Annotated in this window: 22 protein-coding genes and 1 riboswitch; of the genes, 15 read left to right on the top strand and 7 right to left on the bottom strand. The window is 55.9% G+C overall.

Features of this window, described 5'->3' with window-relative positions:
• Both AC2FIT_RS06125 and AC2FIT_RS06120 read right to left on the bottom strand, forming a co-directional pair.
• Entirely contained in the window at positions 1-375 is a 375-nt protein-coding gene (locus AC2FIT_RS06125) for a response regulator (protein WP_496827643.1), read from the bottom strand.
• Positions 375-659, bottom strand: coding sequence for an STAS domain-containing protein (locus AC2FIT_RS06120; protein ID WP_496827641.1), 285 nt, complete (start codon positions 657-659; stop codon positions 375-377). Before AC2FIT_RS06120 ends, AC2FIT_RS06125 begins: the two co-directional genes overlap by 1 nt.
• 302 nt (positions 660-961) lie before the next feature.
• On the opposite strand from AC2FIT_RS06120, the gene AC2FIT_RS06115 reads away from it, so the two are divergent.
• From AC2FIT_RS06115 to AC2FIT_RS06100, 4 genes are all read left to right on the top strand, one after another.
• Positions 962-2,011 (top strand): GDP-mannose 4,6-dehydratase, encoded by a 1,050-nt coding sequence (locus AC2FIT_RS06115; RefSeq protein WP_496827639.1) that lies wholly within the window; start codon positions 962-964, stop codon positions 2,009-2,011.
• 131 nt (positions 2,012-2,142) lie between these two features.
• Positions 2,143-2,246: riboswitch (TPP riboswitch) on the top strand.
• 32 nt (positions 2,247-2,278) lie between these two features.
• Positions 2,279-3,259: a thiamine ABC transporter substrate binding subunit gene (gene thiB / locus AC2FIT_RS06110; RefSeq protein WP_496827637.1), complete on the top strand. Its 981-nt coding sequence runs from the start codon at positions 2,279-2,281 to the stop codon at positions 3,257-3,259.
• Positions 3,235-4,782: an ABC transporter permease family protein gene (locus tag AC2FIT_RS06105; protein WP_496827635.1), complete on the top strand. Its 1,548-nt coding sequence runs from the start codon at positions 3,235-3,237 to the stop codon at positions 4,780-4,782. Before thiB ends, AC2FIT_RS06105 begins: the two co-directional genes overlap by 25 nt.
• A complete protein-coding gene (locus AC2FIT_RS06100; RefSeq protein WP_496827632.1) occupies positions 4,769-5,461 on the top strand; it encodes a thiamine ABC transporter ATP-binding protein in 693 nt (230 codons plus the stop codon). Before AC2FIT_RS06105 ends, AC2FIT_RS06100 begins: the two co-directional genes overlap by 14 nt.
• Positions 5,462-5,582: 121 nt before the next feature.
• Here the strand turns inward: AC2FIT_RS06100 and AC2FIT_RS06095 are convergent, their stop codons facing one another.
• The 5 genes from AC2FIT_RS06095 to paaG form a co-directional block, all read right to left on the bottom strand.
• On the bottom strand, positions 5,583-6,203 hold the full coding sequence (locus AC2FIT_RS06095; RefSeq protein WP_496827630.1) for an acyltransferase: 621 nt from the start codon (positions 6,201-6,203) through the stop codon (positions 5,583-5,585).
• A 271-nt stretch (positions 6,204-6,474) separates the two neighbouring features.
• Positions 6,475-7,071, bottom strand: coding sequence for a TetR/AcrR family transcriptional regulator (locus AC2FIT_RS06090; protein WP_496827628.1), 597 nt, complete (start codon positions 7,069-7,071; stop codon positions 6,475-6,477).
• Positions 7,072-7,074: 3 nt separating this feature from the next.
• A complete protein-coding gene (gene paaK, locus AC2FIT_RS06085; RefSeq protein ID WP_496827626.1) occupies positions 7,075-8,385 on the bottom strand; it encodes a phenylacetate--CoA ligase PaaK in 1,311 nt (436 codons plus the stop codon).
• Between the two features lie 23 nt (positions 8,386-8,408).
• A complete protein-coding gene (gene paaI / locus AC2FIT_RS06080) occupies positions 8,409-8,834 on the bottom strand; it encodes a hydroxyphenylacetyl-CoA thioesterase PaaI (protein ID WP_496827624.1) in 426 nt (141 codons plus the stop codon).
• 2 nt (positions 8,835-8,836) lie between these two features.
• The gene (gene paaG / locus AC2FIT_RS06075; RefSeq protein WP_496827622.1) at positions 8,837-9,622 is read right to left on the bottom strand and encodes a 2-(1,2-epoxy-1,2-dihydrophenyl)acetyl-CoA isomerase PaaG; all 786 of its coding nucleotides are present in this window, start codon (positions 9,620-9,622) and stop codon (positions 8,837-8,839) included.
• A gap of 103 nt (positions 9,623-9,725) precedes the next feature.
• On the opposite strand from paaG, the gene AC2FIT_RS06070 reads away from it, so the two are divergent.
• From AC2FIT_RS06070 to paaC, 11 genes are all read left to right on the top strand, one after another.
• Positions 9,726-11,753, top strand: a complete 2,028-nt coding sequence (locus AC2FIT_RS06070) for an FAD-dependent oxidoreductase (protein WP_496827620.1) — start codon at positions 9,726-9,728, stop codon at positions 11,751-11,753.
• Between the two features lie 77 nt (positions 11,754-11,830).
• The gene (locus AC2FIT_RS06065) at positions 11,831-12,853 is read left to right on the top strand and encodes a TRAP transporter substrate-binding protein (protein ID WP_496827618.1); all 1,023 of its coding nucleotides are present in this window, start codon (positions 11,831-11,833) and stop codon (positions 12,851-12,853) included.
• Positions 12,854-12,910: 57 nt separating this feature from the next.
• A complete protein-coding gene (locus AC2FIT_RS06060) occupies positions 12,911-13,417 on the top strand; it encodes a TRAP transporter small permease (RefSeq protein WP_496827616.1) in 507 nt (168 codons plus the stop codon).
• Positions 13,414-14,766 (top strand): TRAP transporter large permease, encoded by a 1,353-nt coding sequence (locus tag AC2FIT_RS06055; protein ID WP_496827614.1) that lies wholly within the window; start codon positions 13,414-13,416, stop codon positions 14,764-14,766. Before AC2FIT_RS06060 ends, AC2FIT_RS06055 begins: the two co-directional genes overlap by 4 nt.
• Positions 14,766-15,953 (top strand): cytochrome P450, encoded by a 1,188-nt coding sequence (locus AC2FIT_RS06050; protein WP_496827612.1) that lies wholly within the window; start codon positions 14,766-14,768, stop codon positions 15,951-15,953. Before AC2FIT_RS06055 ends, AC2FIT_RS06050 begins: the two co-directional genes overlap by 1 nt.
• A 119-nt stretch (positions 15,954-16,072) precedes the next feature.
• Positions 16,073-18,103: a phenylacetic acid degradation bifunctional protein PaaZ gene (gene paaZ, locus AC2FIT_RS06045; RefSeq protein ID WP_496827611.1), complete on the top strand. Its 2,031-nt coding sequence runs from the start codon at positions 16,073-16,075 to the stop codon at positions 18,101-18,103.
• A 49-nt stretch (positions 18,104-18,152) separates the two neighbouring features.
• Positions 18,153-18,968 carry a PaaX family transcriptional regulator C-terminal domain-containing protein gene (locus AC2FIT_RS06040; protein ID WP_496827609.1) on the top strand — a complete coding sequence of 272 codons (816 nt, stop codon included), beginning with the start codon at positions 18,153-18,155 and terminating at the stop codon, positions 18,966-18,968.
• Positions 18,969-19,178: 210 nt separating this feature from the next.
• Positions 19,179-20,381, top strand: a complete 1,203-nt coding sequence (gene pcaF / locus AC2FIT_RS06035) for a 3-oxoadipyl-CoA thiolase (RefSeq protein ID WP_496827608.1) — start codon at positions 19,179-19,181, stop codon at positions 20,379-20,381.
• 68 nt (positions 20,382-20,449) lie between these two features.
• Positions 20,450-21,427 carry a 1,2-phenylacetyl-CoA epoxidase subunit PaaA gene (gene paaA / locus AC2FIT_RS06030; RefSeq protein WP_496827606.1) on the top strand — a complete coding sequence of 326 codons (978 nt, stop codon included), beginning with the start codon at positions 20,450-20,452 and terminating at the stop codon, positions 21,425-21,427.
• A gap of 23 nt (positions 21,428-21,450) precedes the next feature.
• A complete protein-coding gene (gene paaB, locus AC2FIT_RS06025; RefSeq protein ID WP_039130972.1) occupies positions 21,451-21,735 on the top strand; it encodes a 1,2-phenylacetyl-CoA epoxidase subunit PaaB in 285 nt (94 codons plus the stop codon).
• Positions 21,735-22,493, top strand: coding sequence for a 1,2-phenylacetyl-CoA epoxidase subunit PaaC (gene paaC / locus AC2FIT_RS06020; protein WP_496827603.1), 759 nt, complete (start codon positions 21,735-21,737; stop codon positions 22,491-22,493). The genes paaB and paaC overlap by 1 nt, the downstream gene beginning before the upstream one ends.

Raw genomic sequence — 22,493 nt, 5'->3', positions numbered from 1 at the left:
TTAACCCGCCATTCCTGCCACACGTTTGATGGCAAAGATCAGAGCTTCGTCATCGAAGGGTTTGCCAATCCAGCCTGTTGCGCCTGCGCCCCTCACACGGGCTTTCACCTCAGCCGAGCTTTCGGTAGTGAGCACAAGAATCGGAACCCGCGTTGCGATTTTCTTGCCGCGCAACGTTTCGATCACACCGTATCCGTCCATCCGAGGCATGTTTATGTCCGTGATCACGACATCCGGCTTTGTTTTTGCAAAGGTCTCTACACCTTCTTGACCATCTTCAGCGGTAATGACCTCGAAACCGGCCTCAGAAAGCGTCTCACTCAGCAAGGAACGGATGGTTCTGGAGTCGTCAATCGCAAGTACTTTGGTTTTCATCAGATGCCCTCGAATTGAAATGTCGTTTCGCTTACGCCAAGGGTGCGCAGCGCATGTCGGCATTCATCGCCAACGCCTGTAAGAATGAAGCTTTGTTCGGCCGCCGCCCAATGGCGGCGAGCAGCAAGCAGGATTTGCAGGCAGCGGGTCGGAATGTGCCTCAGGTCCGAGCAATCAATCGAGACCGGTTGGATCGCCCCGATTTGCAGAAACTCGACCATCGGCCCAGTGTCGCCGGACGCTTCTGACTGCGTTAATTCATAAGTTCTAACAGGTTTGCTCATCTTAGACCGCTCGCTTCCGAATGCGTGCCAGAGACAACAGGCACTTCGAAGGTGATTAGCGGCCACGAATTAACATTTGCTTTCTCAAGTCCGAAGAAATGCGCAACCCACGTCTCTGACGTCGTGGTATCTCTTGCTGCCAATTGGTCCCTTTCCGGAACCAGCGCAATTTTGTGGCAAAGCAACCTCAAACTATTCGAGAGGATGGCGAATTTGATGACCATCGCAATCTCTATGGTGGAAACTCCTCTTGTTCTGGCTCTAAATAGGGCCGGACTTTCACCTATCTTGGGGACAGTGGCATGCAGAGTGTTCTAATCACCGGCTCGGCCGGCTTTATCGGCTTTCATCTGAGTAAGCTGCTGCTGGAACATGGCTACCGCGTGGTGGGTCTGGATGACCTGAACGACTATTACGACGTTTCTTTGAAAGAAGCCCGTCACAACATGCTGTCGCGTGAGCCCAGCGGTGAAAACTTCACGCCGGTGATTGGCAAAGTCGAAACCCCCGGTTTGCTGATGGATCTGTTCAGGGATCACGGGTTTGATTATGTCATCCATCTCGCGGCGCAGGCCGGTGTGCGCTATTCGATCGAAAATCCGCGTTCGTATTTGGAAAGCAACCTGATCGGAACATTCGAAATTCTCGAAGCGGCGCGTGCTTATCCTCCGAAACATATGCTGCTGGCTTCCACGTCTTCGGCCTTTGGGGCCAATACCGAGATGCCTTACAAGGAAACACAGCGCGCGGATCACCAGATGTCGTTTTACGCCGCGACCAAGAAATCGACCGAGAGCATGGCGCATTCTTATGCGCATCTGTTCGATCTGCCGGTCACCATGTTCCGTTTTTTTACCGTCTATGGCCCTTGGGGACGTCCGGACATGGCGCTGTTCAAGTTCACCAAGGCGATCCTCGCGGGCCGTCCGATCGACGTGTATAACCATGGCGATATGAAGCGTGATTTTACCTATGTCGAAGATTTGGTTGAGGCAATCCGACTGTTGATGGATGCGATCCCCAAGCGCCCCGTGGATGGGCTGATACCGGAAGGGGACAGCCTGTCGCCCGTTGCCCCTTATCGGGTGGTGAATATCGGCAACAACGATTCCGTCCATCTGACTGCGTTTATAAAGGCCATTGAGGCGGCCACTGGCATTGAGGCAAAGAAAAATATGCTGCCGATGCAACCCGGTGATGTGCCCGCGACTTGGGCGGATGCTTCGCTGCTCAGGGATTTGACCGGGTATCAGCCCAAAACGTCGGTGGAGGAGGGCGTGGCAGAATTCGTGAAATGGTATCGCGACTATTACCGTCCAAATGCAGCAGGCGCGGATCGGGCCAACGGATAGGGGCCGTTTGCCAAGCGCCTGAATCTCGATCGAACGGGTGGCGAAACTTGGGGCTGGTCGCCCTTGCACCGGTTTTATTTAAAGTAAGCACGCCAATCTGGTTGTCTTTTGCTCTGTTTCGCCCTAACTACAAGCCTACCTCGGGGTGCGCGGTCTGCCGTGCTGAGACGTCTTTGACGAACCCGTAGAACCTGAACCGGCTAGAACCGGCGGAGGGAAGGTTACGGTTTCATCCATCCTTGCCCTCTCGCCGCAATGGAGGATGATATGAAACATCTGATGATTGCTGCGGGAATTCTGAGCGCAACTTCGGCTATGGCGGCCGATACACCTCAGCTGACCGTGTATACCTATGACAGTTTTGTCTCGGATTGGGGTCCGGGGCCGAGGGTAGAAGAAGCTTTCGAAGCCCAATGCGACTGCGACCTGAACCTTGTCGGCGTCGAAGACGGCGCGGCACTGTTGTCACGTATTCGGCTTGAGGGTGAGAGCTCGGATGCCGACTTAGTACTTGGCCTCGACACCAACCTGATCGCAGCGGCGAAGGAAACCGGCCTGTTTGCACCTAGTTCAGTGAGTGCCGAATACGACTTGCCGATCGAATGGGCGGATGACGTGTTCGTACCTTACGATTGGGGCTATTTCGCGTTTGTACATAATGCGGATGCGCTGGCACCGGCCAATTTCCGCGATCTGGCCGATAGTGAGGCCAAGATCATCATACAAGATCCGCGTTCATCGACACCGGGTTTGGGGCTGCTGTTGTGGGTCAAAGCCTCCTATGGGGATGAAGCACCCGAAATCTGGGCCGGACTTGCCGACAATATCGTGACCGTTACCAAAGGCTGGTCCGAGGCTTATGGCCTGTTTCTGGACGGTGAAGCCGACATGGTCCTTAGCTACACCACGTCGCCTGCCTATCACCTGATCGCAGAGGAGGATGACAGCAAGGCCGCGGCGGCATTCGACGAAGGTCATTACATGCAGGTTGAGGTTGCTGCGAAACTGGCCGGAACCGATCAACCTGAACTGGCGGACCAGTTTCTGCAATTCATGGTCTCGGACACTTTCCAGCAAATCATTCCAACCACGAACTGGATGTATCCTGCGGTGATCCCTTCGACGGGATTGCCAGACGGGTTTGAAGCGTTGATTACTCCGGAACAATCTTTGTTGTTTAGCCCGGAAGAGGCGGCTTTGGCACGGGATGAGGCGCTTGCGGAATGGTTGGGCGCGCTCAGCCAGTAAGCACATGGCCGGGTGTTGGCGCGGCCGGGCTTGTTGCCGCGCTCATCCTTGGCACCCTTGCCGCAGTGGCCCTGCGTGCAGAAACGGCGGGCGGTTTCGGCCCAGCTGACTGGTCCGCGTTGCGCTTTACCTTGATTCAGGCAGTTTTGTCAGCGGTGTTCAGCGCGGCACTTGCCATCCCGGTCGCGCGGGCGCTTGCCCGACGCCGGTTTCGCGGGCGGCGGGTTCTTATTGCCTTATTGGGTGCTCCGTTCATTCTTCCTGTCATTGTGGCAATACTTGGATTGTTGCAGGTCTTTGGGCGTGCGGGCTGGATATCGGATGTTTTAGGACTGATTGGGTTGCCTCCGTTACGTATCTATGGGTTACACGGGGTGGTGCTGGCCCATGTGTTTTTCAATCTGCCTCTTGCTACGCGCCTGATTCTGCAGGCATGGCAAGAAATCCCTGCTGAACGATTTCGTTTGGCCGCGCAACTGGGCTGCGACGGTGGCGCCATGTTCCGTCTGATCGAGCTTCCCATGCTGAGGCGTATTTTACCCGGCGTTCTTGCCGTGATCTTCGCGATCTGCCTGACAAGTTTTGCGGTGGCGCTGACCCTCGGCGGAGGACCCCGCGCGACGACACTTGAACTCGCCATTTATCAAGCCTTTACATATGATTTTGACCTTGGCCGCGCCGCATTGTTGTCTGCCTTGCAACTTGCCTTGACGGTTGCTGCCGCTTTGGCCGCGTTAAGGTTTTCGCAGCGTGACGGGTTCGGCGCAGGTCTGGACCGTGCCATCCGTCGCTGGGACGGTGGCGCCCCCGTTGGCGATGCGTTCTGGATTGCAGCGGCAGCGGCGTTTCTTCTGCTGCCTCTGGTTGCGGTTGTAATCTCAGGTCTAGCTGGCCTGTTTGAGATGCCGAGCCAGGTTCTTCGCGCCGCGCTGACCTCGGTGCTTGTCGCCTGCGTCAGTACGGTAGTGTTTCTGACGCTGGCGCTGCCGATGGCCTTCGCTGTTGCTGCCGGACGCTATGGAATAGTTGAACTTAGTGGCATTCTGGGGTTGGCGGCTTCGCCGTTGGTTATTGGTACGGGCCTGTTCATCTTGATTTACCCAGTGGTAAAGCCGGCGACGCTGGCGCTGCCGGTGACGGCGCTTGTGAACGCGATTATGGCGCTGCCATTCGGCCTGCGTATTCTGGTGCCAGCTGCGCGGGATGTGGTGACGCGGCACGGGCGGTTGGCCCTGTCTCTGGAGATGAACAAGATGACATTCTTCACTCTTGTTCTGCTGCCCCGCATGCGGCCACAAATTCAGTTTGCCGCTGGCCTGTCGGCTGCTTTGTCAATGGGTGATCTTGGGGTCATTGCATTATTTGCCGATCCACAGATCGCAACACTTCCGTTGCAGATTTACAGGCTGATGGGCGCGTACCAGATGCAAGCGGCCGCCGGAGCGGCGTTGTTGCTTTTACTGCTGTCGATGGGTGCATTCTGGCTTTTGGATCGCGGAGGGCGGCATCATGCTGAAACTTGACAACTGCGTTGTCCAAAACGGAAGCTTTTCGTTGCGGGCAGATTTCAGTGTTGAGACGGGTGCAAGCGTGGCCATTGTCGGCCCATCAGGGGCAGGCAAATCGACGCTGATTGAGGCGATCGCAGGGTTCCGCGATCTGACGCGTGGGCAAATTTTTTGGGACGGAGAACTGATATCCAATCTAACCCCTGGCAAACGTCCGGTGGCGATGCTGTTTCAGGACGGTAACCTGTTTCCCCATTTGACGGTCGAGCAGAATATTGCCTTAGGTCTGCGTCCAAGTGGGCGTCTTTCAACCAAGGAACAAGCAGAGGTTCAGAACGCCCTGGATCGGGTTTCCTTACGCGGACTGGGTGGAAGAAAACCTGCGGAACTGTCCGGCGGTCAACAAAGCCGGGTGGCACTGGCCCGGGTGCTTGTACAACGTCGTCAGCTATTACTGCTGGATGAACCATTCGCGGCTTTGGGTCCGGCATTGAAAGCTGAGATGCTTGATCTTGTAGCCGGGTTGCTGGTTGAGACCGGAACTACTTTGTTGATGGTCAGCCATGACCCGCAAGACGCCCGCCGTATCACCCAAAAAACTATCCTTGTGGCCGAGAATCAGGCCTATCCGCCTGCACCAACAACGGTCCTTTTCGACAACCCGCCACCCAGCCTGCGTGACTATCTGGGGTAGGGGTTACGAGCTTCTTATTGCGTCAGAGGGGCGCGCGGTGTCAGCATAAACTAGGTCAGACTGATGTAGCATCGCCCGAATGGGCTGCTTTGGCATTCCCACGCGTACATAGCACAGCGCTTCAATCTGTTTTCTGGCTCGCCAATCTGTCCAACACCAATGGGTCAAATTCCGGCACGCGCACACGCCGCCGATCCGGCTCGACGTTGCGCAACGGATCAACTGGAACAACCTCATCCGCTGCCCTGCGCGCAAGGTCCTGATAAACACCAGTTCCACGGGTCTTCCAGTCGATTTCGGCCTCTGTCAAAGGTCGCAGGACCCGCGCTGGTGAGCCTGCGATCATCTGCCGTGGTTCAAAGACGGATTTTGCTTTCACAAAGCTGAGCGCGCCGACAATACACTCCTGTCCGATCCGCACCTCGTCCATGATGACGCTGTTCATTCCGATCAAAACGTTCTCTTCCAGATGGCATCCGTGCAGAACGGCTCCGTGCCCGACATGGCCAAACCGTTCAACGACCACATCCCGCCCTGGAAAACTGTGCAATACGCAGGTTTCCTGAATATTGGCGCCTTCTCCGATAACAATGCGCCCAAAGTCACCACGTAGAACGGCTGCCGGACCGATATAGCAGCTCTCTGCGATGATTACGTCCCCGATGACAACGGCATCCGGATGCACAAACGTCGACGGCGCAACGACAGGGACGATACCATCGAAAGCGTAAAAACCACCCATACGCCTAACCCTCTGATACACCAATGGACACGGCATCGATCCGTGTGCTGGCTTGCAAAAAGTTACGGCCGGTTGCGCTTGCCTCAGCAGCGAACCTTACCAGTTGCCCGATGCAAACCGGCTGTCGAAAGTTGATATGATCATGGTTCAACAAAAGGTACATTTCCGATCTTGGGTCTCATCGTATCCGGCTGTTCAAAACGCCTGTCCGGGATGCAGCCTCTGCAATAAAGCAATTGATAACTTGTAGCGGCAGAAGACTGCTTCCCGCTTAAAGCTTTTGTATCCCGTGGACAGTCAGAGTGCAGACCAGATCAGCATAGTCTTCGCGCGCCTTGGTCCCCGCGCCGGTGTTCCACATATAGTACCAGTTCAGCATCCCAAAGACGGACATCGTGGCACCGCGTAGCTTGACCTTGTCATTCCCCAAGGTTTCTGGAGAAAGCTCCCTCAGAATCCCGCGGATGAAGTTGACCATATCAAGCTGATACTCGCGCAGTTTCTTTTGCTGCTCGTCCGTCAAAGCATTCATACCGCTGATTTGGACCCGGTGTTCGTCATCGGCCCCTTGGTACGCAAAGAGGATTTCGCGTACGGCTTTTCGTAGCTTTTCTTCTGGCTCAAGCCCGTCAAAATCCACATTGCAAATGCGGTCGCGCAGTTCACGAAGATAGGTCTCAAGGATGTCATACAGGATGGCATCCTTACTATCGTAATAGTGGTAGATGTTCGCCTTGGAGATCCCGCATTCTTTTGCCAGCAGCGTCATGGAGGCGCGGTCAAACCCTTGGTCCGCAAAGATTTTCGCAGCTCGAGTGAGAATCTGTTCCCGCTTCTGGTCGTGGTCTTTGGCAATTGTCCGTGCCACGGCTCAATCCTTATCGCGGTTGTCAATGACGCGCTTCGCCTTGCCCTGAGAGCGTTCGACGTTGCCCGGATCACCTACAACAATTTCCGTTGAAACGCCAACAATGTCCTTGATGCGCTTGGTCAGCATTCGGGCTGCGGCCGTTTTGGACATCTCGTCGGTCGAATCTGTCGACGCTTCGACAAACACCCGCATCGCATCCATGCGACCGGACTTGTAAAGCTCGATTTGATAGTAAGGAGCCAGCCCGCCGGTCGCCATGACCTGCTCTTCGATCTGGCTGGGGAAAACATTTACGCCCCGCAAGATCATCATGTCGTCACTGCGGCCGGTTATCTTTGCCATCCGTCGCATGGAACGTGCAGTGCCGGGCAGCAGGCAGGTCAGATCGCGCGTTCGGTAGCGGATCATTGGCAAACCTTCTTTGGTCAAGGTCGTGAACACAAGCTCGCCCGTTTCACCGTCCGGCAGAACTTCGCCAGTGGCGGGGTCGATGATTTCGGGAAGGAAGTGATCCTCCCATATCACAGGGCCATCCTTTGTTTCGACGCACTCGCTTGCGACGCCGGGGCCCATGATTTCGGAAAGGCCATAGATGTCGACCGCATGCATATCGAACGCAGCTTCGACTTCAGCGCGCATCGCGTCTGTCCAGGGCTCAGCACCAAAAATCCCGACCTTGAGAGAACTTTTCCTGGGGTCGAGCCCCACTTTGTGAAACTGTTCAAGGATATTGAGCATGTAGGAAGGGGTCACCATGATTCCATCGGGTTGGAAATCCGATATTAAGCCGACTTGCTTTTCGGTTTGACCCCCGCTCATGGGAACAACGGTCGCGCCCAGGCGTTCGATTCCGTAATGTGCGCCCAGACCGCCAGTAAACAGACCATAGCCATAGGCGTTGTGGACCATATCGCCCTTTCGCAAACCTGCCGCCCGTAGCGAACGCGCGACCAGATCTGCCCAATTGTCGATGTCGCCCTTGGTATAGCCCACCACTGTCGGTTTACCGGTCGTGCCCGAGGACGCATGCAGTCGGATTAGCTCACTCCGTGGCACCGCAAACAGACCAAAGGGGTAGTTGTCGCGAAGATCGGTTTTGTACGTGAACGGAAACTTCGACAGGTCACTGAGCTGTTGGAGGTCATCGGGATGTACGCCAACTTCGTCAAAGCGCTGTTTGTACATCGACACGTTATCATACGCGTGCCGAAGGGACCATTTCAGGCGTTCAAGCTGAGTCGCTCGGATTTCATCAATCGAGGCGATTTCTATCGGATCCAAATCGCCTTTGTTCGGGGACATGTCATCCATTGCGTTGCTCCTCCTGCGTCGTTCTATTCGTCAAAATTCTGACCACCGATTGCACGGGACATTCCGCGGAATTCGGCGATAGTGATGTTGTCCTGATTGGTGATGCGCACATCATAGATCCCGCTGCGACCCGCCACAGCGGTTTCGGTGGCTGTCGCAGTCAGGTGGTCACCTCGTTTTGCGGGTGCGAGATAACTCATCATCGTGTGTTGTCCGACAGTCGCCATGTTTCGGCTGTTGCAGGCAAAGGCAAAGGCGCTGTCTGCCAGGGCGTGCGTGACACCGCCATGGCAGATGCCGTGCCCGTTGCAATGATGAGGCGCGACAGTCAGCGCCAGAACGGCGCGACCTTCATCGACATCGACAAGGTCCATGCCGAACCACTTGCTGGCTTCGTCATTGGCCCACATCACAGCGGCTGATTTGGCGGCGCGTTCTTTCGGGGTCATCGTCATTTTCCCTGAAACCGTGGCGCGCGTTTTTCGAGGAAGCTGGACACGCCTTCGGCATAGTCCGTGCTTTCCCCACAGATTTTCATAGCGTCCGCTTCGATCTCAAGATGGTCCGAAAGCGTGTTGGTCGCAGCAGACTGGATGCACTGCTTGGTTTTTCCCAACCCAAGGGTCGGACCTTCGGCGAATTGACTTGCCAAAGAACGGGCCTCGGTCAGCAATTGCTCATCTGGTAGCGCTTTCCAGATCAAGCCCCAGTCTTCCGCTTGCTTCGCGGGCAAGGGTTGGGCCGTTAACGCCAGCCCTTTGGCTCTAGCCTCACCCAGCAGGCGAGGCAGGTGCCAGCTACCACCAGTGTCAGGGATTAGGCCGACCTTGGCGAAACTCTGAATGAATTTGGCACTCTCACCGGCCAACACCATATCGCAGGCCAATGCCAGATTGGCTCCAGCACCAGCGGCAACCCCATTAACTGCACAAATGACCGGGAAGTTCAGTGAGCGGATCAAACGCACCAATGGCGCATAATAGGTCCTTACGGTTTTGCCCAGATCAGGAGGGCTATCCATTTTTGATGGGTCACGATCGCCAAGATCCTGCCCGGCGCAGAATCCGCGTCCCGCACCTGTTAACAGGATCGCGCGCGCACCGTTGTCGCGTGCGGATTTGAACGCATCCTGAAGCGCGTTGTGCATCTCATCGTTGAAGGAATTCAGCTTGTGGGGACGATTCAGGGTGATTTCAACCCAGTTTCCGTGATCTTTCACAAGAATCGTATCGCTCATAACCGTTCTACCTGATGTCGTCATAATTTAATCATTGCATTAACCGAACGGTTGGTCAATATATATACGAGTCTCGAATCTGAACCGTTTTAAGGGCATGGCAATGTCGCATACGTCACTTGTGGCTGTTGAGTTTAAAGGCGATGTTGCGTGGGTTACCATCGACAACCCGCCAGTGAATGCAACCTCGATTGGTGTTCGACAGGGGCTGGCGGACGCAGTTGCTGCTGTCAGAGGTGCACGCGTGGCAGTGCTGCGATGCGCCGGTAAAACCTTTATCGCAGGCGGCGACATGACCGAATTCGATAAGGCGCCGGTCGAGCCCCACTTGCCCAACGTCCTTCAGCTGATTGAAGACAGTGAAGTTCCCTTTGTCGCGTGTATGCACGGAAATGTTCTGGGTGGCGGATTCGAAGTGGCGATGGCATGCGCATGGCGGATTGCGGTATCAAAAACTCGATTTGGATTGCCGGAAGTCAAAGTGGGGCTGATCCCCGGCGCGGGTGGGACGCAACGTTTGCCGCGCCTTATGGGGATGGAAGCAGCGATTGACATGGCATGCACGGGCAAGGTGCTCAAGGCTGAGGCTATCCAGCAGCTAGGCGGCGTCGATCTGGTGACTGACGATCTTGAAGCCGCGGTTGAAAGCTTTGTGGCTGACTTGCCGGAACGCCCGGTGCCGGTTAGTCAGCGACCTGTTCCTGATTTCGCGCCTGATCTAATTGAAGCCTCTGGCGCAGCATTGAAAAAGTGCGCCAAAGGACAACAGGCGCCGCTGGAAGTCCTGACCGCGCTAAGCTGGGCAAATGAGCCATTCACCGAAGCACAACCGAAAGAGCGCGCCCTTCACCTAGCGCTTCGCGATAGCGCGGAAAGCCGGGCTTTGCGGTACGCATTCTTCGCCGAACGAGTCGTGTCCAAACCGTCATTGATTAAAGATATCGATGCGCGTGAAATCAATCTTATAGCCGTTGTTGGCGGTGGTTTGATGGGGGCCGGGATCGCAACTGCTGCCTTGAGCAGCGGGTTGTCCGTCACGTTAATCGAACGCGACCCTGAAGCCGCATCAGCGGCCCGCGAACGGGTTGAAGGCTTGCTGAAGGGTGCGGTCAAACGCGGAAAGATGACCGAGGCAGAATTCCAGAATTGCGTGTCCCGGTTTCGCGCCGTCGACAGCTATGCCGCGGCAACTGACGCACAATTGGCGATCGAAGCGGTGTTCGAGGACATGACGGTGAAGCAGCAGGTCTTTGCAGAACTGGCGCAAAATATGAACGCCAACGCCATTCTTGCTACCAACACCTCCTATCTCGACCCAGTCCAAATATTCGCAGGTATTGAGAATCAAGCGCGTTGCATCGGTTTGCATTTCTTCAGTCCGGCCCATGTCATGAAGCTGCTTGAGATCGTGCATACCCCGCACACGGCACCCGAAGTGGTGGCAACAGGATTTGCGCTTGGCAAGAGGTTGCGTAAGGTGTCGGTCCTGTCGGGCATTTGCGACGGGTTCATCGGAAACCGAATGCTGTCCGCCTATCGGCGCGAGGCTGACTATCTGCTGGCAGACGGGGCGCTGCCTTACCAAATTGATCAGGCGATGCGGGACTTTGGAATGCCAATGGGGCCGTATGAGCTGCAGGATCTGACCGGGTTACAAATCGCTTGGGCCAATCGCAAACGCAACGCGGCCACGCGCGATCCGAACGAACGTTATGTCCCCATCGCGGACCAATTGTGTGAGATGGAGCGATTTGGTCAGCGCGCAGGCAAAGGTTGGTACCGATACGAAAAGGGGGACCGGACACCGATCCGAGATCCCGAAGTTGAGGCTTTGATCGAAGACTATTCTGCGGAACAGGGTATAACCCGCCGAGCCTTCTCGGCAGAGGATATATCTTCTCGCATGCTGGCTGTGTTGGCCAATGAGGGTCGCTTGATCATTGAAGAAGGCGTCGCCGAAAACGCCGAAGCTGTGGATATGGTTCAGGTTCATGGCTACGGTTTTCCACGCTGGCGCGGGGGACCAATGAATTACCAAAATGAAATCGGTGTTAAGGTGTCTCGTGCAATGATGGATATTGTAGATGCTGAAAGTCCTGGCTCATGGAAGGTTGCGAGAGGAGACTGTTAAGGCGCTCAACTCACTTACTGCATTTAAGCCCGGTTCATGGGCTTTGAACTCAAATTGCCATAATCAGGGAGGATCCAATGGCTAAGTTTACAAAACTCACTTCGCTTCTGGCCGGTGCGACACTGGCGTTGACTGGTTCTGCGGTTTTTGCCGCTGACTACACGCTGACCATTTCCAGCTGGGCACCACCAACCCACGGCATCAACGCCAAGATGTGGCCGAAATTCGTCGAGATGGTGGAAGAGGCCACAGATGGACAGGTCACTGCCGAATTGAAGCTTGGCATTGCACCGCCGCCTGCCCAGATGGATCTGATCATGGATGGCGCGGCGGACGCTTCAATCATCTTTCACGGTTACCAGCCGGGTCGTTTCGTGACCACTAAACTGATCGAATTGCCCGGTTTCGAGGGTTCGGCCGAGGCGGCATCAGTTGCCTATTGGCGTGCTTATGAGAAGTACCTCAAAGAAGCAGATGAGCATCGCGGTGTGAAAGTTATTGCCCTGCACACCCACGGTCCGGCCCAATTGCATACCAGCAACGCTGTAACCTCATTAGACGAGGTATCGGGGCTGAAGGTTCGCATACCTGGCGGCGTTGGAGGTGATGTCGGTACGGCGCTGGGTGCAACGGGTATCCAGGTACCGGCTCCGAAAGTGTACGAAACTCTGGCTTCGAAGGCGGCAGATGGTGTTGTGATGCCATTTGAATCCCGCAAAGGCTTTAAACTGACCGAAGTCGCGCAGAATGTTTACGAAGTTCCGGGCGGCCTGTATCGCGGGTCTTTTGCCTTTATCATGAACGAGGACACGTTTGCCGATCTGCCTGCCGATCTTCAGCAGGCGCTGGAAGAGAATGTTTTCGGAGAGCCCTTGAGCCGTGAAATCGGAAAGATCTGGGATGAGATTGATACGATTGGTCGCGAAGAAACCGAAGGCACGGAAGGCAATGCAATCAACACGGCATCTGCGGAAGACCTTGAAAAGTTCAATGCGATTGCCGTCGATGTGCGCACCAAGGTCATGGACGAAGTCAACGGAGCCGGTGTCGATGCTCAGGCCGCATACGACATGATCGTACAGGAAATGGCCGCGCAATAGCGCGACCCGGTTGGCGGTATCAGACCGCCAACCATTTCGCTCCGACGGGGACTCAAAATGCAATCTCTCGTAACACTTGCGCGCCGCATCAGTGTTTTTCCAACGCTGATGGCTTGTGTGGCGCTGTTTATCCTTATGGTCATGACGTTTTGTGACGTTATCCTTCGGTCCGTGTTCAACGCGCCGATCGAAGCGGCGACCGAGCTGACGCGCATTCTAATGGCCATCCTCGTTTTCTCGGTTCTTCCGATGATCTCAGCTGGTAAGGGCCAAATTGCGGTCGACCTGACGGATGGACTGTTTTCCCGACTTCGTCTGAGCCGTGCACGGGATGCAGTTGTCTATCTGTTCTCGGGCATCATTCTTTTCTGGCCCATTCAAAGGGTCTGGGTTCTGGCTGAACGGGCGCGGGATTATGGTGATGTTACCGAGTATTTGGCGATCCCCGTTTTCTATGTCGGCTGGTTCATTGCTGCGTCCACCGCAATCACGGCCGTCGCGATGATTGTGACCGGCCTTCTGTATATCTTCGCCCCCCACACTTTGTCGGAGCACCACCAATGACTGCCGCGCTGATCGGTTTTGCCCTTGTTCTAGTTCTCGTGCTTCTGCGCTTGCCGATTGTTTTCGCAATGGGCCTCGTCGGGACGCTGGGTTTTGCATATGAGCGTGGCGACAGCATTTTCTCGGAGCGCGGCTTAAAGGCAGCAATGTCAATGGTGGGCCGCCAGATCACCGACACAGCACAGGACTACGGCCTTTCGGTTATTCCGCTGTTTATCCTGATGGGATTGTTCGTGAACAAGGGCGGGCTTGCCCGCGAACTTTACGCCGTATCGAACGCTTTTCTCGGGCATTTCAAAGGCGGGATTGCGATGGCTACGGTCGCAGCCTGTGGTGGGTTCTCGGCCATCTGCGGCTCGTCCCTCGCAACGGCTGCAACGATGTCCAAAGTCGCCATGCCGGAAATGCGCCGTTATCGGTATTCGGATGAGCTTTCGACTGCGTCAATTGCCGCCGGAGGTACGTTGGGTATTCTGATCCCGCCGTCCGTGATCCTGGTAATTTATGGTCTGTTAACCGAAACATCCATCGGCAAGCTGTTTGTCGCCGGTATCATTCCCGGTGTGCTTGGCATCCTGCTGTACTTGTTTGCCGTCCGCTGGACCGTCTGGCGCAATCCAGAATCCGGCCCGGCCGGTGAGAAACACGGTTGGGGCGAACGGTTGTCAGCGTTGCGTTCGGTGTGGGCGGTTTTGTTGCTGTTCTTCTTGGTCATCGGTGGGCTTTACGGTGCCTTCGATTTCCACCCTTTGAACCTGACGTTCAGCCCGACGGAAGCGGCCGGCATGGGAGCTATGGGGGCCTTCTTGATCGCTCTGTCGCGTGGCGGGTTGAGCCTGTCTTCGACCTTCGAGGTTCTGAAAGAAACAACCTATACCGCCGCGGCCTTGTTCTCGGTTTTGATCGGGGCGCAGATATTTTCGAACTTCATCAATCTTGCTGGTTTGCCCGAGGCGCTGATTGCATTGGTCACGGCATATGACGTGGAACCTTTCGTGGTGATCCTGATGATTCTGGGAATCTACATCATCCTGGGCTGCGTGTTTGAATCGTTGTCGATGCTCTTGCTGACCGTGCCGATCTTTTTCCCGCTGGTGACGTCGCTGGGCTATGATCCGATCTGGTTCGGTATCGTGGTTGTTGTCGTGACGGAAATCAGCCTGATCACCCCACCAGTTGGTCTGAACGTGTTTATCTTGAAAGGTGTCGTTGGGGATGTTTCGACCGGAACGATCTTCAAAGGTGTTACTCCGTTCTGGATCGCCGACATCTTCCGCCTGGCTTTGATTGTCCTGATACCGTGGCTGGTGCTGGTGCTGCCCGAGCATATGGGGGCGATGGGTCACTGATGTTCTCACTGACTTCGCTTCCGGATGGGTTTCACGAAGACCCTTATCCAGCCTATTCCGCCCTGCGCGAAGAGACACCGGTTTGCCTTCAGCCCGACGGCTCGGTGATCCTGTCGCGTTACGAGGATCTGGATCTGGTTTACCGGGATACGGCGCGCTTCATCTCAGACAAGAAACCGGTGTTTGGCCCCAAATTCGGGGTCGACAGTCCGCTTTACGAACACCACACCAACAGTCTGGTGTTCAACGACCCGCCCTTGCACACCCGCGTCCGGAAGGTGATGGTCGGCGCGATGAATCCGCGCGCTTTGGCGCAGATGGAGCCGGGCTTGATCGCGCTTGTCGACAGTTTGCTGGATCAGATGCAGGCCAAGGGCGCGGTCGAGTTGATTGAGGATTTCGCGGGGGCGATTCCGATTGAAATCATCGGCAACCTGTTGGGTATTCCCAGATCCGAGCGCGGGCCCTTGCGCGACTGGTCCTTGGCTATACTCGGCGCATTGGAGCCGGAACTGACGCCGGAACAAGAAGAGTGGGGCAACCGCGCAGTCTCGGAATTCAAGGCGTTCCTGCGGCATATCATTGATGACCGAAGATCCAATCCCGGCAACCCCGAGACGGATGTTCTGACACGGCTGATACAGGATGACTCGGATGGTGGTCTGACGGAGGTCGAGCTGTATCAAAACTGCATCTTCATCCTGAATGCAGGGCATGAAACGACGACGAACCTAATCGGCAATGCGCTGGAGCTGCTAGATCGGCACCGCGACAAACGAACCGAGTTGCTGAGCAGTCCCAACCTGATCTCCACGGCAGTGGATGAGTTCTTGCGCTTGGAAAGCCCGAACCAGTTCGGGAACCGTCTGACTACCGAAGATGTAACGTTTCACGGTTTCACCATTCCGGCGGGCACGGATATTCACCTGTGCATAGGGGCCGCCAACCGCGACCCACGGCAGTTTGAGCGGCCAGACGACATGCTACTGGACCGCCGACCCAACAAGCACCACGCGTTTGCCGGTGGTCCGCACACGTGCGTCGGTCTGACTCTAGCCCGGATGGAGGGCAAGATTGCAGTCAGCCGGTTTTTGGACCGCTTTCCAGATTATCAGATCACCGACGGAGCAAAACGCGGAAGGCGTATTCGATTTCGCGGGTTCGCCCGGCTACCCGCGCAGGTTTGAGGTGGCCAAGGCAAGAAAAAGCCCGGTCAATTTAATGACCGACCATACGGTGAATAATATGATAATCATAACCGCGCGCATAGGGCCGCGAAGATCATCTCAGGACTGAGGAGAGACTCATGACGATCCAGCAAATTTCAAGTTTCGCGGCCGGTGAGTGGATCGCGCCGGGTGAAGGGGCCCGCAATATTGCCAGCGCCGTGACAGGAGAGGTTTTCGCGATTGCAGGCAATAACGGTTTGGATGCGCAGGGAATGTTGGACTATGCGCGCAATGTCGGTGGACCGACGTTGCGCGAGTTGACCTTTCACGAGCGCGCCAAGATGCTGAAGGCGCTGGCGCAGCATCTGGGTCAGCACAAACAGGTCATGTACGACCTGTCTTTCAATACCGGCGCGACCCAGTCGGATCATCTGATCGATATCGACGGCGGGATCGGCACAATGTTCGTGTTTGCCTCGAAAGGCCGCCGCGATATGCCGGATGGTCACGTCTATCTGGATGGTGATGTCGAGCAGCTTTCGCGCAATGGTACGTTTCTGGGTCAGCACATCTGCACACCGCTGCGTGGTGTGGCAGTCCATATCAACGCGTTCAACTTTCCGGTTTGGGGCATGTTGGAAAAGCTTGCTCCGACTTTGCTGGCGGGTGTGCCGGCCATCGTCAAGCCGGCGACGAATTCCTGTTATGTCACCGAACTGTGCGTGCGGCTGATGCTGGAGTCAGGCATTCTACCTGCCGGAGCTTTGCAGCTCGTGTCAGGTGGACTGGGTGATATGCTGGATCATCTGACCATGCAGGATGTGGTCAGTTTTACCGGATCCGCCGATACCGCGCTGAAGTTACGGTCCAATCCTGTTATTCTTGAAAACTCAGTGCGTTTTGTGGCGGAGCAGGACAGCCTGAATTGTTCAGTTCTGGGCGTTGATGCGGAACCCGGAAAGCCTGAGTTTGATCTGTTCGTCAAGGAGGTTCAGCGCGAGATGACCACGAAAGCGGGTCAGAAATGTACCGCAATCCGCCGGATAATCGCACCCGAAACCCATGTGCAGGCGGTGATCGAAGCCCTTTCCGCACGGCTTGAAAAAACAGTCATTGGTGACCCGAAACTTGAAACCACGCGCATGGGTGCTTTGATCTCTAATAGCCAGAAACGGGACGTACTGGAAAAGGCGGCGATCATTGGCCAGGAGGCGGAGCGCGTGTTTGGCAACCCGGACGCGTTCGACGTTGACGGCGCAGATAGTGACAAGGGGGCTTTCTTGCCGCCAATGCTGTTCCATTGCGCTAACCCCGATACGGCAAAGCGCGTTCATGACACCGAAGCCTTCGGCCCCGTCAGTACCATCATGGGGTATCGGGACACGGATCACGCGATTGAGCTGGCGAACCAGGGGCAGGGCTCTCTGGTCGCTTCGGTCATTACCCGAGACGCAGACGTGGCGCGCAGTTTTGCATTGGGTGCCGCGGCTTTTCACGGGCGGCTTTACTTCAACAACCGCGACTCGATGAAAGAGTCCACCGGCCACGGCTCACCCTTGCCGCATATGGTTCATGGTGGCCCCGGTCGTGCTGGTGGCGGTGAGGAAATGGGCGGTGTGCGTGGTGTGAAACACTACATGCAGCGCACGGCCATTCAGGGTTCACCCGACTTGTTGACGGCGATTGGATCCAAATGGGTTCCGGGCGCGACCGAGATTAAGGGTCCTGCCCATCCATTCACCCGCCGGTTCAATGATCTGGCCATTGGTGAGACACTCCATACAGAGCCGCGGACAATAACGATCGACGACATCCAGCATTTCGCGGACTTCACCGGCGATACATTCTATGCGCACACCGACGAGGCCGCCGCGAAACGCAACCCGTTCTTTCCGGGTCGTGTCGCGCATGGATATCTTCTGTTGTCGTTCGCAGCCGGTTTGTTTGTCGAGCCGAACGAAGGACCGGTCCTGGCCAACACGGGCTTGGACGGGTTGCGCTTCATGAAACCCGTCGTGGCAGGGGACAGCATCAAGGTTAGCCTGACCGTCAAGTCAAAGACAAAACGAAACGATCAGTATGGCGAAGTGCGCTGGCACGTCACCCTGACCCAGCAGGATGATGAACTGGTTGCAGAATACGAGCTGCTGACAATGGTGGCATACTGATGATGACGGGCCGGATGGTAATTCAATCCGGCCCGCTTATACTGGGCCCATGAAAGACGCTGCCTCAGACTGGTTCGACACGTGTGTCAGTCATTTAACGTCCGAGGGTTCCCTGCGGGTGTGGTCGGTGCTTGTCACGATTTTTGGCGATCTGGCGCAAAACAAATCGGATCAAATAAGCGGGTCACTGATTACGGCGTTGACAAGTCTTGTTGGTATCAAGGCCGAAGCGACCAGGGTGGCATTGCACCGATTGCGCAAAGAGGGCTGGATCGAAAGTACGCGTGTTGGACGGGCAAGCGTTCATCGTCTTACTCAATATGGCCGTAATCAGAGCGCGACTGCCGCGCCGCGAATTTATGCCCGCGAAACAAGCTCGCCAGAAATCTGGCATGTGCTGATTTCAAGTAGCTCGGATTCATCCCGAAAGGAACTCGCAGATCTGTTGCTGACAGGGGACTATGTGTCATTGAATCCCGCAACGGCGATGGCGTCGGGACCAATGCCGGACGATCTGGAAGACTTGTTGGGTTTTGAAACCAGTGCGGTTTCTGTTCCCAAGTGGTTACAAGACTTGTTCGGGCCAGAGCAGTTGAAACGCGCATATGATGAATTTTGGAAAACAGCTTGCGCTATTGATGAGTTGTTGCCGCAGGCCGGGGTGGATGACCCGATGAAAAGGGCAATGCTGCGCGTTCTTATCGTCCATAAATGGCGCCGCATCATACTGCGGCACCCGGTTTTGCCAGCGCATTTTCTGCCGACTGACTGGAAGGGTCCAGCCTGCCGCGAGTCCGTATCCAAGCTTTTGGAAAGGTTGCCGCGGCCAGAACTTGCAACTCTGGAAACAGAACTGAGTAGCTAGGTTCTGACAAAATTTCCCTTCTGATGTTGAGGAGAGCGCAGGTTTGGTTTGTGCGGGAAAACATCGTGGCAAGCTGATCATGTTACATGTTACGAAGTTAGGCAAGTTAACCAAAATTTGGTAACATGACGCTTGCTTCGAATCAGTCGCGACAATATAAACCGACCATACGGTCTATGAATGAACGTGAACGTACGGGAGAATTCACACATGGATGCATTCATTTGCGACGCGACGCGCACTCCGATTGGTCGGTACGGTGGTGCTTTGTCGTCGGTCCGCGCGGATGATCTGGCGGCCATTCCGCTCGCTGCTTTGAAAGAGCGGAACCCGCAAGTTGATTGGTCAAGTGTGGATGATGTTGTTTATGGGGATGCAAACCAGGCCGGTGAAAGCAACCGGAACGTGGCACGGATGGCGGCCTTGTTGGCCGGGTTGCCGGTTGATGTTCCGGGAACCACCGTAAACCGACTGTGCGCCAGCGGTATGGATGCGGTTGGGATGGTGGCTCGGGGAATCAAGGCGGGTGACTATGACCTGGCGATCGCAGGTGGCGTAGAAAGCATGTCCCGTGCGCCCTTCGTGATGCCCAAGGCGACAGCTGCGTTCACACGCAGCAACGCGGTTTACGACACCACCATTGGCTGGCGTTTTGTGAACCCCAAGATGAAACAGGATTATGGCATCGACTCGATGCCGCAAACCGCTGACAATGTGGCTGCTGATTATGCCATCAGCCGCGTGGATCAGGACAGTTTTGCTGCACGCAGCCAAGCCCGTTGGGCAGCTGCGCATGAGGCCGGGCTGTTCGCGGACGAAATCACTCCGGTCTCGGTTCCGCAGCGGAAGGGTGATCCGATCGTGATTGACACCGATGAACACCCTCGACCGGGGACAACGGCAGAAAAACTGTCGGGTCTCAAGGGCGTGAACGGACCAGATAAGACTGTCACGGCTGGAAATGCGTCCGGGGTCAATGACGGAGCGGCAGCCATTTTGATGGCGAATGAGTCGTCGGCGGAAAAGAACGGTCTTACCCCGATTGCTCGGGTCGTGGGGATGTCGGTTGCCGGTGTCGAACCGCGCATCATGGGAATTGGCCCTGTTCCCGCCAGCCGCAAGGTATTGGCACGGGCCGGACTGACTATTGAACAGATGGATGTGATAGAGTTGAACGAAGCATTTGCGTCTCAGGGGTTGGCGACGCTTCGGGAATTGGGTCTGCCGGACGATGCGCCACACGTTAACCCCAATGGCGGTGCCATTGCTATTGGCCACCCTCTTGGCATGTCCGGGGCGCGACTGGTGTTGACTGCGGCCTACCAACTGCGCCGGACAGGCGGGCAGTATGCGCTGTGCACAATGTGCGTGGGTGTAGGGCAGGGCGCAGCTTTGATTTTGGAACGGGTTTGATAGGCAGATCACAGAGTTGACCGCGCACATTGGTTCAATTCTGGCTCAGCCTGAGAGGAGGAAAAACGATGTACGCACAAATGGTTAAGTCCGAGGCCACGAATGACGACCCCGAAAAGCTTGCCGAATTTCAGGCAAAGATTGACGCAGACATCAAGATTGAGCCGAAGGATTGGATGCCGCAAGGGTATCGCAAGACACTGATCCGCCAGATTGGTCAGCACGCCCATTCTGAGATCGTCGGACAACTGCCTGAGGGCAACTGGATCACCCGCGCACCCACGTTGGAGCGCAAGGCGATCCTGCTGGCCAAGGTTCAGGACGAGGCCGGGCACGGGCTTTACCTACATGGCGCAGCGGAAACACTGGGCGTCAGCCGGGACGAGTTGACCGAGATGCTTCTGGACGGCCGAATGAAATACTCGTCGATCTTCAACTATCCTACGCTGAATTGGGCCGATATCGGCGCAGTTGGCTGGCTGGTTGACGGTGCCGCGATCATGAACCAGGTCCCGCTGCAGCGCACCTCTTACGGGCCTTACTCACGCGCCATGATCCGTATCTGCAAGGAAGAAAGCTTTCACCAGCGTCAGGGATACGATGCCATTCGCAAGATGGCCGAGGGCACGCCAGAGCAGAAGAAGATGGCACAAGATGCCCTGAACCGCTTTTGGTACCCTTCGCTGATGATGTTCGGTCCTTCAGATAAGGACTCGGTGCATTCTGCTCAATCCATGGCTTGGAAGATCAAAATAAACACCAATGACGAACTTCGTCAGAAATTCGTTGATCAGACCGTGCCGCAGGCCGAATACCTTGGGCTGACCGTCCCGGACCCGGACCTGAAATGGAACGAAGAGCGCGGCCATTACGATTTCTCGGAACCGGACTGGTCCGAGTTCTTTGACGTCATCAAAGGCAACGGTCCTTGCAACACCGATCGTTTGACCGCGCGGAACAAAGCCTGGGACGACGGGCAGTGGGTCCGTGATGGATTATTGGCTCACGCAAAGAAGAAACGTGCCCGCCATCTGGCTGCTGAATAAGCCTGACCTGAGGAGGAAACCCTATGAAAAACGAATGGCCCCTATGGGAAATCTTTATCCGCGGTCAGCATGGCATGAGCCACCGTCATGTCGGTTCGCTGCACGCCCCAGATGCGGAAATGGCGATCAAGAATGCGCGCGATGTTTATACGCGCCGCAACGAAGGCGTATCGATCTGGGTGGTCGAAGCGAACAACATCTCGGCCTCGTCACCCAGTGACAAAGGCCCGCTTTATGAGCCCAGCGAAAGCAAGGTTTATCGTCACCCGACATTTTTTGACATCCCCGACGAAGTGGGGGCGATGTGATGACCCGCGACGAAGCTTTCCAGCAGTTTCTGCTGAGAATGGGTGACAACACGCTCATCCTTGGTCACCGCGTGAGTGAGTGGTGCGGCCATGCGCCAGTGCTCGAAGAAGACATCGCATTGGCCAACACCGCGCTGGACCTGATCGGCCAAACCCAGATGTGGTTGGGCCTTGCCGGTGAAGTAGATGGTGGCAAAAGCGCAGATGACCTAGCGTTCCTTCGCGATGCCTGGGATTTCCGCAACGTATTGATGGTCGAGGTTCCGAACGAAGATTTCGGCCGGACCATGATGCGTCAGTTCCTGTTTGATGCGTGGCACTCGATCATGCTGGGGCGTCTGATCAAATCGTTAGACGAACGAGTCGCAGCAATTGCGGCCAAGGCCAGCAAAGAGGTTGCGTATCACCTGGAACGCTCAAGCGACACGGTTGTCGGATTGGGCGACGGAACAGCTGAAAGCCATGATCGGATGCAAGCGGCGCTGGACTACCTGTGGCCTTACGTTGGTGAGATGTTCGCCAGCGACGAGATCGACGCCGAGATGGCAAAGGCAGGTATTGCGCCTGACCCCGCCAATCTGCGCGCCGAGTTTGACGCTTTGGTCCAGCGGGTATTGGCGGATGCAACGCTCACAATCCCGGAAAGCGAATTTGCACACAACGGCGGGCGCAACGGGAAGATGCATACTGAACATCTGGGGCACTTGCTGACGCAGATGCAGTGGCTGCAACGCGCCTATCCCGGCGCAAGCTGGTAA

The sequence above is a fragment of the Ruegeria sp. YTSA135 genome, from assembly GCF_059610165.1.
This window is presented reverse-complemented; position numbering and strand designations above follow the sequence as displayed.

What these genes read in the sequence shown, in the direction of transcription:
- paaZ (WP_496827611.1), top strand. Translation starts at nt 16,073, where the DNA reads ATGACGATCCAGCAAATTTCAAGTTTCGCGGCCGGTGAGTGGATCGCG.
- AC2FIT_RS06095 (WP_496827630.1), bottom strand. Translation starts at nt 6,203, where the DNA reads ATGGGTGGTTTTTACGCTTTCGATGGTATCGTCCCTGTCGTTGCGCCG.
- AC2FIT_RS06115 (WP_496827639.1), top strand. Translation starts at nt 962, where the DNA reads ATGCAGAGTGTTCTAATCACCGGCTCGGCCGGCTTTATCGGCTTTCAT.
- paaB (WP_039130972.1), top strand. Translation starts at nt 21,451, where the DNA reads ATGAAAAACGAATGGCCCCTATGGGAAATCTTTATCCGCGGTCAGCAT.
- paaI (WP_496827624.1), bottom strand. Translation starts at nt 8,834, where the DNA reads ATGACCCCGAAAGAACGCGCCGCCAAATCAGCCGCTGTGATGTGGGCC.
- AC2FIT_RS06050 (WP_496827612.1), top strand. Translation starts at nt 14,766, where the DNA reads ATGTTCTCACTGACTTCGCTTCCGGATGGGTTTCACGAAGACCCTTAT.
- paaG (WP_496827622.1), bottom strand. Translation starts at nt 9,622, where the DNA reads ATGAGCGATACGATTCTTGTGAAAGATCACGGAAACTGGGTTGAAATC.
- AC2FIT_RS06040 (WP_496827609.1), top strand. Translation starts at nt 18,153, where the DNA reads ATGAAAGACGCTGCCTCAGACTGGTTCGACACGTGTGTCAGTCATTTA.
- AC2FIT_RS06105 (WP_496827635.1), top strand. Translation starts at nt 3,235, where the DNA reads ATGGTTGGGCGCGCTCAGCCAGTAAGCACATGGCCGGGTGTTGGCGCG.
- pcaF (WP_496827608.1), top strand. Translation starts at nt 19,179, where the DNA reads ATGGATGCATTCATTTGCGACGCGACGCGCACTCCGATTGGTCGGTAC.
- AC2FIT_RS06120 (WP_496827641.1), bottom strand. Translation starts at nt 659, where the DNA reads ATGAGCAAACCTGTTAGAACTTATGAATTAACGCAGTCAGAAGCGTCC.
- thiB (WP_496827637.1), top strand. Translation starts at nt 2,279, where the DNA reads ATGAAACATCTGATGATTGCTGCGGGAATTCTGAGCGCAACTTCGGCT.
- AC2FIT_RS06125 (WP_496827643.1), bottom strand. Translation starts at nt 375, where the DNA reads ATGAAAACCAAAGTACTTGCGATTGACGACTCCAGAACCATCCGTTCC.
- AC2FIT_RS06065 (WP_496827618.1), top strand. Translation starts at nt 11,831, where the DNA reads ATGGCTAAGTTTACAAAACTCACTTCGCTTCTGGCCGGTGCGACACTG.
- AC2FIT_RS06070 (WP_496827620.1), top strand. Translation starts at nt 9,726, where the DNA reads ATGTCGCATACGTCACTTGTGGCTGTTGAGTTTAAAGGCGATGTTGCG.
- paaK (WP_496827626.1), bottom strand. Translation starts at nt 8,385, where the DNA reads ATGGATGACATGTCCCCGAACAAAGGCGATTTGGATCCGATAGAAATC.
- AC2FIT_RS06055 (WP_496827614.1), top strand. Translation starts at nt 13,414, where the DNA reads ATGACTGCCGCGCTGATCGGTTTTGCCCTTGTTCTAGTTCTCGTGCTT.
- paaC (WP_496827603.1), top strand. Translation starts at nt 21,735, where the DNA reads ATGACCCGCGACGAAGCTTTCCAGCAGTTTCTGCTGAGAATGGGTGAC.
- AC2FIT_RS06100 (WP_496827632.1), top strand. Translation starts at nt 4,769, where the DNA reads ATGCTGAAACTTGACAACTGCGTTGTCCAAAACGGAAGCTTTTCGTTG.
- paaA (WP_496827606.1), top strand. Translation starts at nt 20,450, where the DNA reads ATGTACGCACAAATGGTTAAGTCCGAGGCCACGAATGACGACCCCGAA.
- AC2FIT_RS06060 (WP_496827616.1), top strand. Translation starts at nt 12,911, where the DNA reads ATGCAATCTCTCGTAACACTTGCGCGCCGCATCAGTGTTTTTCCAACG.